Here is a 13169-nt window from a genome sequence, read left to right on the forward strand (position 1 = left end):
AGCCGGCAATCATCCTCGCCGAGTACACACGCCGGGAAGGTCGCAGACCTTCTTGGCCATCTTCTTCGCCCTGTTGGTGAGTATCTTGGTCGTGTCCTCGCCGGCCCAGTAGGAGTCGGCGGTGTAGAGGACCAAGGCGCTCCCGCGGCGGACGACGACGTACCGCTCTCCGCCGGAGATGTACAGCTCGCCCTTGAGGGGCTCCTCCGTGCCCCTTTCGTAGGAGCTCCCCTTGACCAGCAGGGCCTCGTCTGCGATGTTCACCTTCTTGCCGGTGTAGCGGTGAAAGTCCCCGGCCACGGTCGCCGTCTGCGGAGCCTTGGCCTTAGCGCATTTTTCCACGTCGGCGCGGAGCTTGCGGAACGCGGCCCCGGCGTTCTTCGCGCTGGGATACAGCACGAGCTGCTCGGTGACGTACGAGGGGGCGCTGGTCCCCCCGATGATGGTCCGCATCGCGATGCGGCCATCGCGGGGCTTCTCCTTGGAGCGGCAGGGGTTGAGCTCAAGCGGCTTGGTCAGCTTGTCGCTGACCGTCCACCACTCATCGGCCGCCTGATCCTCAGTGAGGGGCTTGGTCGCCTCGGCCTCGGTCAGCAGAAACCCTTTGGGGATCTTGACGGTCTCCGCCTGGGCCGTACTGGCCGCGCCGACCGCCGAGGCCACCATGACCGCCGTTGCGATCATCGATATCATCACTCTCTTGCCCGACATTTCGATCATGAGCTGTTAGATGCGTGATCCTGCTGAAGAGTTCCCCGGCGTCGAGACGGGCAGGGGGCACAGCGAAAGTCATTCCGTTAGGAGCTGTTAGTCACTCAGTTAGTCACCCGGAAGATCAAAAAGGCCACTTCTCATTACGAGAAATGGCCTTCGAACTGGGTGGGGCTACCAGGACTTGAACCTGGGACCTCTTCCTTATCAGGGAAGCGCTCTAACCGTCTGAGCTATAGCCCCGCGCACACCGAACCGTATCGCATTCGCCTGATGGAGGCGAACCGGTTGTTCGGACGAGAAAAGCTTACCGTGTCCGACGGGCTGCTCGCGCCGCACCAAACCACCCCGGTACGGCGCGAGCCCCCGCCCAAACCTGCTATTCCGCCTCGCTGAACGTCACCTCAACGCCCCCGACCAGGTCAGAGGCGATGTTGTAGATGACGGCCCCCAGCGTGGACAGAGCCGTGATCAGCACCACGTTCACGGCGCCGATCAGCGCGGTGTATCCGAGGATGCGCACCGGCTCGAACCACGAGGCGATGTCGATCGGGATCGAGCTCTGCCCCTGCTCACCCTTGCCGAGCTGGTTGACCAGATCGACGAGCGAGTCGAACACCCCCAACGCGGACAGCACGCCGTACAGAACGGCGACTGCCACGAAGAGCACCACGAAACAGACCAGGGACACCACGAAGCTGAACTTCATGGCCGACCACGGCTCGATGCGACGCAGCACCAGGTGTGCCTTGCGAGGCAGCCTGGACCCGGCGTTGTTCGACGACTTCTTCTTGGGCATCTCGACGGGCGGCGGAGGTGCCTCGGACGTGAGCGACGGACGGATGCGCACCGTCTCGTTGCCCTCCGCCTGCGGCTCGTCCTTGGAGCGAGGCTGCGCAGAAGCACCCTGTGCGGGCGTCTTGTCCTGCTCGCCGTCGACCGAATTGAAGATTTCCGCTGCAGTGGACTTCTTCGGCTGTTGTCCGTTACCCGAAGCCGCCTGGGTCCTGGCGGGGCCACCCTGGGCGCTCATGATTTACTCTCCTCCCCCGTCTTCCTCATTCTCCACCGGAGTCTCCATTGACTCCGCGTTCCGGGCGAGGGCAACCACGCTGTCGCCTTCGGCGAGGTTCATCAATCGCACTCCCATGGTCTGGCGGCCGGACTGCTTGATCTCGCCGGCACTCGTCCGGATCACCCCGCCGGCGGACGTGATCGCGAAGACCTCGTCCTCTGGGTTGACCATGACGGCTCCGACCAGCTTGCCACGGGAACTCACGATCTTCGCAGTCAGCACGCCCCTACCGCCACGTCCTTGAACCGGATACTGCTCCACTGGCGTCCGTTTTGCGTACCCAGCCTTCGTGGCGATAAGCACGTCTTGACCGTCGGCGATCCGATTCATGGCGAGAAGTTCGTCCCCTTCGAGGAACCTCATGCCGATGACACCGCTGGTGGCGCGGCCCATGGGGCGGAGCGCCTCGTCGGAGGCTGTGAACCTGATCGACTGCGCGCCCTTGGAGACGAGCAGCAGATCGTCGGTCTCGGAGACCAGGCGGGCCCCGATGACCTCGTCGTCCTCACGCAGGTTGATCGCGATCAGACCGCCCGACCTGGGGGAGTCGTACTCGGACAGGCGTGTCTTCTTGACCAGGCCGCTGCGCGTGGCGAGCACCAGGTAGGGAGCGACGTCGTAGTCGCGGAGGTCGAGAACTTCCATGACTGTTTCGTCGGGCTGCATGGCCAAAAGGTTCGCGAGATGCATGCCACGCGCGTCGCGTCCGGCATCGGGCAGCTCGTACGCCTTGACCCGGTACACCCGACCCTTGTTCGTGAAGAACAGCAGCCAGTGGTGCGTGGTGGTGACGAAGAAGTGGTCGACGATGTCGTCCTGGCGCAGTTGGGCGCCGCGTACGCCCTTGCCGCCCCGCTTCTGCGCCCGGTAGAGGTCGGTCCTGGTGCGCTTGGCGTAGCCGCCGCGGGTGATCGTGACGACGATCTCCTCCTCGGCGATGAGGTCCTCGATCGACATGTCGCCGTCGTAGGCGATGATCTCGGTCTTACGCTCGTCGCCGTAGCGGTTGACGACCTCGGCGAGCTCGTCGCCGATGATCTCCCGCTGGCGGGCCTCGCTGGCCAGGATGGAGTTGTACTCGGCGATCTGCGTCATCAGGGCGTCGTACTCGTCCTGGATTGCCTGCCGCTCCAGGGCGGCCAGCTTGCGCAGCTGCATGTCGAGGATGGCCTGTGCCTGGACCTCGTCGATCTCCAGAAGGCTCATGAGGCCCTGCTGGGCGTGCGAGGCCGAGTCCGAGGCCCGGATGAGGGCGATGACCTCGTCGAGCCGCTCAAGGGCCTTCAGCAGCCCGCGCAGGATGTGCGCGCGCTCCTCGGCCTTGCGCAGCAGGTAACGGGTCCGGCGGACGATGACCTCGACCTGGTGGGCCACGTAGTGACGGATGAACTGGTCGAGCCGCAGCGTGCGCGGCACGCCGTCGACCAGCGCCAGCATGTTGGCGCCGAAGGTGTCCTGGAGCTGGGTGTGCTTGTACAGGTTGTTGAGCACGACCTTGGCGACCGCGTCACGCTTGAGCACGATCACCAGGCGCTGCCCGACCCGCGAGGAGCTCTCGTCGCGTACGTCGGCGATGCCCGTGAGCTTGCCCTCACGCACCAGCTCAGCGATCTTCAGCGCCAGGTTGTCCGGGTTGACCTGGTACGGCAGCTCGGTGACGACGAGCGCCTGCCGCCCCTTGTCCTCCTCGACCTCGACCACCGCGCGCATGGTGATCGAGCCGCGACCGGTGCGGTAGGCGTCCTCGATGCCCCGGCGTCCGACGATCAGCGCCTTGGTCGGGAAGTCGGGCCCCTTGACCAGCTTGATCGAGGCTTCCAGCAGCTCCTCGTCATCGGCCTGCGGGTTGTCCAGGTACCAGTGGACCGCGGCCGAGACCTCGCGCAGGTTGTGCGGCGGGATGTTGGTCGCCATGCCGACCGCGATGCCGCCCGAGCCGTTGACCAGGAGCTGCGGGAACCGCGCCGGCAGAACGTCGGGCTCCTGCGACTTGCCGTCGTAGTTGGGACGGAAGTCGACGGTCTCCTTGTCGATGTCGCGCAGCATCTCCATCGCGATGGGCGCGAGCTTGCACTCGGTGTACCGCATCGCGGCCGCCGGGTCGTTGCCCGGCGAGCCGAAGTTGCCCTGGCCGTCGACCAGGGGATAGCGCAGCGACCACGGCTGGGCCAGGCGGACCAGCGCGTCGTAGATCGAGGTGTCGCCGTGCGGGTGGTAGGTGCCCATCACGTCACCGACGACGCGGGCGCACTTGAAGTAGCCGCGGTCGGGGCGATAGCCACCGTCGTACATCGCGTAGAGCACGCGCCGGTGCACCGGCTTGAGACCGTCGCGCACGTCGGGCAGCGCCCTGGACACGATGACGGACATCGCGTAGTCCATGTAACTGCGCTGCATCTCGGACTGGATGTCCACCGGCTCGATGCGCTCAGCCGGGGGAGTGGTGTTCACGTCCGTCACAGGTTTGGATCCTTCTTAAACGTCGAGGAAGCGAACGTCGCGCGCGTTGCGGATGATGAAGTCACGCCGCGCCTCGACGTCCTCGCCCATGAGTACGCTGAACAGGTCGTCGGCCTGGGCCGCGTCGTCGAGCGTGACCAGGCGCAGCAGCCGCGTCGCCGGGTTCATGGTGGTCTCCCAGAGCTGGCCGGCGTTCATCTCGCCGAGGCCCTTGAACCGCTGGACGTTGTCGCGCGGCCGCGGGTCGGCCTTGCCCTGGGCGATGCCGTCGTTGATGACGGCGTCGCGCTCGGAGTCGGAGTAGGCGTAGGAGGCGTCCTCGCCCTTCCGGTCCCACTTGATCTTGTAGAGCGGCGGGCACGACAGGTAGACATGCCCGGCCTCGATCAGCGGCCGCATGAACCTGAACAGCAGCGTCAGCAGCAGGGTGTTGATGTGCTGGCCGTCGACGTCGGCGTCGGCCATCAGGATCACCTTGTGGTAACGCAGCTTGGCGATGTCGAACTCGTCGTGGACGCCGGTGCCCAGGGCGGTGATGAGCGCCTGGACCTCGTTGTTCTTCAGGACCTTGTCGATCCGCGCCTTCTCCACGTTGAGGATCTTGCCGCGGATGGGCAGGATCGCCTGGAAGCGCGAGTCGCGGCCGCCCTTGGCCGAGCCGCCCGCCGAGTCACCCTCGACGATGAACAGCTCGCACTTCTCCGGGTCGTTCCACTGGCAGTCGGCCAGCTTGCCGGGAAGGCCGCTGCCGGACTCCAGCAGGGACTTGCGCCTGGTCAGGTCGCGGGCCTGGCGGGCGGCGATGCGGGCGCGGCTGGCCTGCAGCGACTTGTTGATGATGTCCTTGGCCTCGCCGGGGTTGCGCTCGAACCAGTCGCGCAGGTGGTCGTTGCACGCCTTCTGCACGAACGACTTGGCCTCGGTGTTGCCCAGCTTGGTCTTGGTCTGGCCCTCGAACTGCGGGTCGGACAGCTTGACCGAGATGATCGCGGTCAGGCCCTCGCGGACGTCCTCGCCGGAGAGGTTGTCGTCCTTGCCCTCCTTGAGGAACTTCTGCTCACGTGCGTAGCGGTTGACGATGGTCGTCAGCGCCGCGCGGAAGCCCTCCTCGTGGGTGCCGCCCTCAGCTGTGTTGATCATGTTGGCGAACGTGTAGACCGACTCCGAGTAGGAGTTGTTCCACTGCATCGCGATGTCGACCGCGATGCCGTCGCCCTCCTCCTCGAAGGAGACGATCGACGCGTGCGCCGCCTCCTTCTTGGCGTTGAGGTGCTGGACGAAGTCGGCCAGGCCGCCCTCGTAGTGGTATTCGACCGTGTGGGGCTCGCCGTTGACGTGGTCGGGCCGCTCGTCGGTGAACGTGATCGTCAGGCCCTTGTTGAGGAAGGCCGTCTCCTGGAACCGGCGCGAGAGCGTCTCGTAGTTCCAGGTGGTGGTCTCGAAGACGTCGGGATCGGGCCAGAACGTGATCGTCGTGCCGGTCTCGTCGGTCTCCTCGCCCTGGGCCAGCGGGGCCGTGGGCTTGGAGTGCTCGTAGCGCTGCCGCCAGAAGTGGCCGTTCTGCTTGACCTCGACGTCCATGGCGGTGGACAGCGCGTTGACGACGGCCGAGCCGACGCCGTGGAGGCCGCCGGAGACCGCGTAGGACTGGCTGTCGAACTTGCCGCCCGCGTGGAGCGTGGTCAGCACGACCTCGACCGCGGAGCGCTTCTCCACGGGGTGTATGCCCGTGGGGATGCCGCGGCCGTTGTCGACCACACGCACGCCGCCGTCGGCCAGCAGCGTGATGTCGATCCTGCTGGCGAAGCCGGCCAGGGCCTCGTCCACCGCGTTGTCCACGATCTCGTAGACGAGGTGGTGCAGGCCGCGCTCACCGGTCGAGCCGATATACATACCCGGGCGTTTGCGAACCGCCTCAAGTCCTTCGAGTACGGTGATTGAGCTAGCGTCGTAGGACAACTGCGAAATCCTCCTGCCGCGGACACGCGGCGGGGGAGGCCATCAACTTCATGCTGCCCCTGCCGTGCCCGTCACCGTCGTGAGTGCCCCGATGCGCGGTCACCCGGGGGAGTCGGCTTGCTGCCGGGGTGACACGCAAGCGGACGTGTCCGGAATCCTTTTTCATTCTACCGCTTCCCGGAGCCCGTGGTGGCAATACACGCGCCTGTGATGCTCCCTAGCTCGTTTTGCCCCCCACTCAAGCATCCCCCCTTCGGAAAGGGGGCTTATCGCGTCTGCGGCTGTCTGATCGCCCCCGGCGCCTAACCATAGGTGTCGCCGGGCCCCCGGCTTCCGGTCACCCGCAAACCCCCTGTCGGACGGGGGGCGTTCTGTGGTCCCCTGACCTTGACCTTTGTCACGGCCCCGTCACCGAGCTCCTCGTTGAGCCTGCGGATCAGGGTGCGCGCGAGCAGCCTGACCTGCGTCGCCCAGGCCGTGGAATCGGCCGCGATGAGCACCTCGCCCTCGTCGAAGGACTCGGGCCGGGTGTGGGCGGCGAGGTCGGGGCCGACGATGTCCTGCCACCGGCCGAACACCGCGCCGACGGCCGCCGACCGCTCCCAGCCGCGGTCGGCCAGCAGGTCGGCGATGGCCCGGCCGAACAGCTGGGGATCGCCGGCCTCCCTGCGCGGGCCGGCCTTGCGCCTGGGCTCGCGGCGCGGGAGCTGGCCGCGCTTGGCCGCGTCGGCCTTGGCCTGCGCGAGCTTCTCCCTCGCCATGGCGGCCCCCCTGGCCGCCGCGTTGGGCTCATCGGACACGGGTCACGCTCCCCTCAGCGACGTCGAAACGGGCCCCGGCCAGCTCCTTCGGCACGTCGTCGGGGACCGCGGCGGTGATCAGCACCTGTTCGGCCGGCGCGACGATCTCAGCCAACCTGCGCCTGCGCTGGCTGTCCAGCTCGGCGAACACGTCGTCGAGGATCAGCACCGGATCGCCGCCGTCGGCCCGCAGCAGGTCGTAGGCGGCCAGGCGCAACGCCAGCGCGAACGACCACGACTCTCCGTGGCTGGCGTAGCCCCGCGCGGGCAGGTCGCCGAGGCCCAGGATCAGGTCGTCGCGGTGTGGGCCGACGAGTGTGACACCCCGCTCCAGCTCGGCCTGGCGGACCTCCAATAGCCGGTCGCGGAGCTGCTGTTCAAGGGTTTTCCCCAAGTCTGTGGATAACGTCTGCGCATCGGAAGATCCCCGCTCACCGGGGACTTCGTCCTCCGCGTCGTCCCCACCTGTGGACAACGTGCTGCGGTAGGCCAGGCTCGCGGGGGCGCTCGTGGGGGCCAGCGCGGAGTAGGCTCCGGCCACCAGCGGGCGCAGCGCCTCGACGAGATCCAGCCGCGCCTGCAACAGCTCTGCGCCGTGCCGGGCGAGATGGGCGTCCCACACCTCCAGCGTGCTCAGCACGTCGCCGGCGCCCGCGGCCGCGAAGGCGGTGTCGCTCTCGGCCCGCCGGGCGCTCCTGCTGCCTCTACGGGCCTGCGCGGCCGTACGGAGCAGGGCGCCGCGCTGCTTCAGCACCCGGTCGTAGTCGGCCCGGACCCCGGCGAACCGCGGGGCCCTGGCCACGAGCAGGTCGTCGAGGAAACGACGGCGCTCCGAGGGGTCGCCCTTGGACAGCGCCAGGTCCTCCGGCGCGAACAACACCGTGCGCAGCAGGCCGATGACGTCGCGCGGCCTGGACACGGGGGAGCGGTTGAGCCGCGCCCGGTTGGCCTTGCCCGGGTTGATCTCCAGCTCCACCAGCGCCCGCCGGTCGTCCCTGTGGACGGCGCAGCGCACGATGGCCCGCGCGGCCCCCTGGCGCACCAGCGGCGCGTCGTTGGCCACCCGGTGGCTGGAGTGCGCCGCGACGTAGCCGAGGGCCTCGACCAGGTTGGTCTTGCCCTGGCCGTTGGGTCCGACGAACGCCGTGACGCCCGGCTCCAGACCGAGCTCCACGGACGCGTAGGACCTGAAGTCGGTCAGCGAGAGGTGGGCGACATGCACCCCACGAAGGTTAGTGCGCCCCGGAGGCCGCTGGGGTCACCGGCGTGCCGTCTGTGGAAAACCCGGGCTTCCCGTGACGGCCTGTGGACTACTCGGCCTCGCGCGGCGGGGTGACGTCGGCGCCGGGCGAGTCGGCGCCCTTGCCGGTGCTGCCCTCGGACGAGGTGATCGCGTGGCCGCCGAACTGGTTGCGCAGCGCGGCGACGACCTTCATCGCGGGGGAGTCGTCCTGGCGGGAGGCGAACCGCGCGTAGAGGGCAGCGGTGATCACCGGCAGCGGCACGGCGTGGTCGACGGCCGCCTGTACGGTCCACCGGCCCTCGCCGGAGTCCTGTGCGTAACCGCGGAGCTGCTCGAGGTGCTCGTCGTCGTCGAGCGCCCGCACCATCAGGTCGAGCAGCCACGAACGGATGACCGTGCCGGTACGCCAGCTGCTGAAGGAGCCCCGGACGTCCTTGACGACGTCGGAGGCCTCAAGCAGCTCCCAGCCCTCGGCGAACGCCTGCATCATGCCGTACTCGATGCCGTTGTGGACCATCTTCGCGAAGTGGCCGGCACCGACGTCGCCCGCGTGGACGAAACCGTCCTCGCCCTCGGGCTTGAGCGTTTCGAAGATCGGCATGACACGCTCGACCTCGGCCTGCTCGCCGCCGCACATGAGGGCGTAGCCGTTCTGGAGCCCCCACACGCCGCCACTCACGCCGCAGTCGACGAAGCCGATGCCCTTCTCGCGCAGCTCGGCGGCATGCTTCTGGTCGTCCACATAGTGTGAATTGCCGCCGTCGACGACGATGTCGCCTTCGTCGAGCAGCTCGCCGAGCTCGTCGACCGTCTGCTGGGTGGGCTTGCCCGCGGGCACCATGACCCAGACCGTACGCGGCGCCGAGAGCCGTTCGACCAGCTCCTTCAGGCTCGCCACGTCGCTGATGGCCGGATCGTGGTCGTAACCGACCACCTCATGACCGCCGCGGCGCAGCCGCTCGGCCATGTTGCCGCCCATCTTGCCCAGTCCCACCATGCCGATCTGCATGACGCTCCTCTACCCCCTTGTCAGGCTTCCATCATCCCCGATGACGGGATCAGCCCGACAGGCGGATGGGCATGATCAGATAACGGTAGTCCGTACCTGCGCCTTCGTCCACAGGCTTGCCCCCGGTGAGGATGGCCGGCTTGGTCGAGGTCGTCATCTGCAGGCGCGCGATGTCGGAGTCTATGGCCCCCAGCCCCTCAAGCAGGAACTGGTGGTTGAAGGCGATGTTCATCTCCTCGCCCTCGTAATCCACAGGCAGCGCCTCGACGGCCTGCGCCTCGTCGCCGCTGCCGGCCTCCAGCACGACCTCGCCGCTCCTGAACGCCAGGCGTACGGGGGTGTTGCGCTCGGCGACCAGGGCCACGCGCTTGACCGCCTCGACGAACGAGCTTGTGGACAGATCCGCGTGCGCCGAGAACTCCGTGGGCAGCAGCGAGCGGTACTTGGGGAACTCGGGGTCGAGCAGCCGCGTCGTCGTGCGCCGGCCCGCGCTGGAGAAGCCGATCATGCCCTCGCCGGTGCCGCCGGCCGAGCTGAGCGCGATCTCCACCTCGGCGCCGGTGGTGCCGAGCGCCTTGGCCGTGTCGGCGAGCGTCTTGCCGGGGATCATCGCGATTGCGGCGAAGTCGGGCTGGCCCGGCTGCCACTTGAGCTCGCGCACGGCCAGCCGGTAGCGGTCGGTGGCGGCGAGGGTGACCGTGTCGCCCTCGATCTCCATGCGTACGCCCGTGAGCATCGGCAGCGTGTCGTCCCTGCCCGCGGCGACGGCGACCTGGCCGACGGCGGACGCGAACACGTCGCTGCCCACCCGGCCGGCGGCCGGCGGCATGGCCGGGAGCGACGGGTAGTCCTCCACAGGCATGGTCAGCAGTGTGAATCGCGCGCTGCCGCACGTGACCACGGCCTTGGCGCCTTCCACCACGAAGTCCACAGGCTGTGCGGGAAGCGCGCGGGTGATCTCGGCGAGCAGCTTGCCCGAGACGAGGACGACGCCCGGCTCACCGGTGTGGACCTCGAGCGTGACCTCGGCGGAGACCTCGTAGTCGAACCCCGACAGCTTGAGCTGCTGTCCCTCCGTCACCTCCATCCGCATGCCGGCGAGAACGGGCACCGACGGGCGCGCCGGGAGACTGCGTGCCGTCCATGCCACCGCCTCAGCGAGGACGTCTCGCTCGATTCGGAACATCACGGTGATCAGCCTCCAGGGTTCGTCGTTGATTTCAAGTGTTCACTCTCCCGCACCTCGGTTCGGGCGGAACCCCTCTATGGGTCTTTGATTTTCTTAGTAAGAGAGATAAGAGGTCATCACACTAGGGGCTGTGGGAACTGTGGACAACTGAAGTTCTCGCAGGTCAGTCCCCGTATTTTCATCCACCGAGGTTGTGGGTGACGCCTGGGGGAAACTTCGCCGCCTGGGGACGGAGATCCGTCACCCACAGGCCGTCCCCAGATCATGGTGTGTTCATCCACGGGTTATCCACGGGGTTTCCACAGGTTTTCCACGGGGTAAGAGGGGGCCTTCTGGAGTCCCAGATCGACTGTTCACAGGCCGTCCACACGTTATCCACGAGTCATCCCCAGGTTGTCCTCAGGATGTCCCCAGTTTCGTCCCCAGCCCTTGTGGGCGGATTTTTCCCGGCATTGGTGGGCGTACCGTCGCGGCGATTCCACGTTTCCGCTGGTCCACAGTGTTTTCCACAGGCTGTGTACGACCATCAAGATCCACGCTTGCTCTGTTTGATACGCATTGTCAGCTCGTTGACCTGGTTGTACATCGACCTGCGCTCGGCGATGAGCGACCGGATCTTGCGCTCGGCGTGCATCACGGTGGTGTGGTCGCGGCCGCCGAACTGCTGGCCGATCTTCGGCAGCGACAGCTCGGTCAGCTCGCGCGCCAGGTACATGGCGATCTGCCGGGCGTTGACGAGCGCGCGGCTGCGCGAGGTGCCGCACAGGTCCTCGATGCTGATGCCGAAGTAGTTGGCGGTCTCGGTCATGATGGCCGCGATCGTGATCTCGGTGTCGGACTCCGAGGTGATCAGGTCCTTGAGCACGACCTCGGCGAGCTGCAGGTCCACACCCTGCCTGTTGAGGCTGGCGAACGCGGTCACCCGGATCAGGGCGCCCTCCAGCTCGCGGATGTTGGTGGAGATGCGGCTCGCGATGTACTCCAGCACCTCGGGCGGCGCGGCCAGGCCCTCCTGGATGGCCTTCTTCCGCAGGATCGCGATGCGGGTCTCCAGCTCGGGCGGCTGGACGTCGGTGATCAGACCCCACTCGAACCGGTTGCGCAGCCGGTCCTCCAGCGTGATGAGCTGCTTGGGCGCGCGGTCGCTGGAGATGACGATCTGCTTGTTGGCGTTGTGGAGCGTGTTGAAGGTGTGGAAGAACTCCTCCTGCGTCTGCTCCTTGCCCTCCAGGAACTGGATGTCGTCCACGAGCAGGATATCGATCGCGCGGTAGCGGCCCCGGAAGCCGTCGGCCTTGTGGTCGCGGATGCTGTTGATGAAGTCGTTGGTGAACTCCTCCGAGCTCACGTACCGCACCCGGGCGCCGTCGTACAGGCTCTGCGCGTAGTGCCCGATCGCGTGCAGCAGGTGCGTCTTCCCCAGGCCGGAGTCGCCGTAAATGAAGAGCGGGTTGTACGCCTTCGCGGGGGATTCGGCCACCGCCACGGCCGCGGCGTGCGCGAACCGGTTGCTGGCGCCGATGACGAATGTCTCAAATGTGTACTTTTGGTTGAGTCGGGCCGGTTCGCTCGGCTTGCTGCTCTTCGCTTCCCAGCGATTCGGCGCCGGCTCCGGCGCTTTCTCCACAGGCGGTGTGTACGGCTGCGCCTGTTCAAAAGAGAACGAAGGCTGTGGATATTCGGTGGACGCCGGTGGCTGTTCAGGCTGTGGAGAATAGAACTGCGGCGGCTCGGACACCTGGTAGTGCTGCGGTTGCACGGGCTGTGCGTAACGCGGCTGGCTATCCACACTCTGGGGATAAGGCATATTCACAGGCTGTTGATGGGCGTCCGGCAAAAGCTGTTCGGGCGCCGTGGTGTCGATCATCACGGCCAGCCGCATCGTCATGCCGAGTTCCTGCGACAGCGCGTGGGCCACCAGCGGGCGCAACTTGCCCTCGATGAGGTCCTTGAGGAAGTCATTGGGGACGCCGAGCACGATCGTGTCGTCCGCGAGGGCGATCGGCCGGACCATCGACAGCCAGGTGCGCTGCTGTATGGGGACGTTCTCGTTGAGGAAGTTGCCCAGGGCCCTCGCCCATACCGTGCCGAGGTCGACACCACTCATGGTGCGGCTCCCCCTCCTCCCTCTCGCGGCCCCCCGCGATCGTTTATCCACATGGCAGTGGTCGCCCCGTGTGGCCGGCGACCCTTCGTCCACAGCGTGGCGGCAGGGCTCCGTACCCAGGTCCTCCACAGGAGATCCACAGGCTGTGTACTGTGTTTCAGGTGGTCCGGAAGGGCCGACAGTATCCATGTGCACAGCTGTGTTCAAGACGTTGTCCACAGCCTAGTGGCACCTGGATGCACAAACTGTGGACGCGGGCCCGGCGGTGGAAAAGTCGCCTGTGGATCAGTGGATAACCCGTTCGGTTTGACCTGAGACACTGTTGGCCCGTAACGTACGACGGTCGGCTTGCCACGCGACGGCTATTTCGCGTGCCCTCGCTCCCACGGCAGGCCAGCCATGTGTGTATAAGCGCCCCTGGGCGCACCTTCAAGCCTGGAGCCCACCCGTGAGCAAGCGTACTTTCCAGCCGAACAACCGTCGCCGCGCGAAGACCCACGGCTTCCGGCTGCGGATGCGCACCCGGGCCGGTCGCGCCATCCTCGCCGCCCGTCGCCGCAAGGGCCGCGAGAAGCTGTCGGCCTGATCGACCCGCGCCCGAAGTCCGGCCCGTCGG

General features: G+C 67.0%; 10 protein-coding genes and 1 tRNA gene. 1 reads left to right on the plus strand and 10 read right to left on the minus strand.

Annotated features, from left to right (window positions below; translation table 11 throughout):
- Nucleotides 1-9: 9 nt before the first annotated feature.
- The 10 genes from IEZ27_RS12155 to dnaA all read right to left on the minus strand — a co-directional run bounded on the left by IEZ27_RS12155 (nucleotide 10) and on the right by dnaA (nucleotide 12553).
- On the minus strand, nucleotides 10-720 hold the full coding sequence (locus IEZ27_RS12155) for a hypothetical protein (RefSeq protein WP_189647261.1): 711 nt from the start codon (nucleotides 718-720) through the stop codon (nucleotides 10-12).
- A 160-nt stretch (nucleotides 721-880) separates the two neighbouring features.
- A tRNA-Ile gene (locus IEZ27_RS12160) sits at nucleotides 881-954 on the minus strand.
- Nucleotides 955-1090: 136 nt separating this feature from the next.
- Nucleotides 1091-1744: a DUF3566 domain-containing protein gene (locus IEZ27_RS12165; RefSeq protein ID WP_189647262.1), complete on the minus strand. Its 654-nt coding sequence runs from the start codon at nucleotides 1742-1744 to the stop codon at nucleotides 1091-1093.
- A 3-nt stretch (nucleotides 1745-1747) separates the two neighbouring features.
- Nucleotides 1748-4246 (minus strand): DNA gyrase subunit A, encoded by a 2499-nt coding sequence (gene gyrA, locus IEZ27_RS12170; protein WP_189647263.1) that lies wholly within the window; start codon nucleotides 4244-4246, stop codon nucleotides 1748-1750.
- 15 nt (nucleotides 4247-4261) lie between these two features.
- Entirely contained in the window at nucleotides 4262-6205 is a 1944-nt protein-coding gene (gyrB, locus tag IEZ27_RS12175) for a DNA topoisomerase (ATP-hydrolyzing) subunit B (RefSeq protein ID WP_189647264.1), read from the minus strand.
- Between the two features lie 302 nt (nucleotides 6206-6507).
- Complete coding sequence (locus IEZ27_RS12180; protein ID WP_229823898.1) at nucleotides 6508-7005, minus strand: DUF721 domain-containing protein; 498 nt, start codon at nucleotides 7003-7005, stop codon at nucleotides 6508-6510.
- A complete protein-coding gene (gene recF, locus IEZ27_RS12185) occupies nucleotides 6995-8227 on the minus strand; it encodes a DNA replication/repair protein RecF (RefSeq protein ID WP_189647265.1) in 1233 nt (410 codons plus the stop codon). Before recF ends, IEZ27_RS12180 begins: the two co-directional genes overlap by 11 nt.
- Before the next feature lie 88 nt (nucleotides 8228-8315).
- Nucleotides 8316-9257, minus strand: coding sequence for a phosphogluconate dehydrogenase (NAD(+)-dependent, decarboxylating) (gene gnd / locus IEZ27_RS12190; protein ID WP_189647266.1), 942 nt, complete (start codon nucleotides 9255-9257; stop codon nucleotides 8316-8318).
- A 49-nt stretch (nucleotides 9258-9306) separates the two neighbouring features.
- Entirely contained in the window at nucleotides 9307-10446 is a 1140-nt protein-coding gene (gene dnaN / locus IEZ27_RS12195; RefSeq protein ID WP_125640714.1) for a DNA polymerase III subunit beta, read from the minus strand.
- Between the two features lie 526 nt (nucleotides 10447-10972).
- On the minus strand, nucleotides 10973-12553 hold the full coding sequence (dnaA, locus tag IEZ27_RS12200; RefSeq protein WP_125640711.1) for a chromosomal replication initiator protein DnaA: 1581 nt from the start codon (nucleotides 12551-12553) through the stop codon (nucleotides 10973-10975).
- Nucleotides 12554-13001: 448 nt separating this feature from the next.
- On the opposite strand from dnaA, the gene rpmH reads away from it, so the two are divergent.
- Nucleotides 13002-13139 carry a 50S ribosomal protein L34 gene (rpmH, locus tag IEZ27_RS12205; protein WP_043614899.1) on the plus strand — a complete coding sequence of 46 codons (138 nt, stop codon included), beginning with the start codon at nucleotides 13002-13004 and terminating at the stop codon, nucleotides 13137-13139.
- Nucleotides 13140-13169 lie beyond the last annotated feature (30 nt).

Source organism: Nonomuraea spiralis (genome assembly GCF_014648435.1).
Taxonomy (GTDB): Bacteria; Actinomycetota; Actinomycetes; order Streptosporangiales; family Streptosporangiaceae; genus Nonomuraea; species Nonomuraea spiralis.

Bases quoted from the DNA above. Each gene is read 5' to 3' on its own strand.
- gnd (WP_189647266.1), bottom strand. From the start codon at position 9,257: ATGCAGATCGGCATGGTGGGACTGGGCAAGATGGGCGGCAACATGGCC.
- IEZ27_RS12155 (WP_189647261.1), bottom strand. From the start codon at position 720: ATGATCGAAATGTCGGGCAAGAGAGTGATGATATCGATGATCGCAACG.
- dnaA (WP_125640711.1), bottom strand. From the start codon at position 12,553: ATGAGTGGTGTCGACCTCGGCACGGTATGGGCGAGGGCCCTGGGCAAC.
- IEZ27_RS12165 (WP_189647262.1), bottom strand. From the start codon at position 1,744: ATGAGCGCCCAGGGTGGCCCCGCCAGGACCCAGGCGGCTTCGGGTAAC.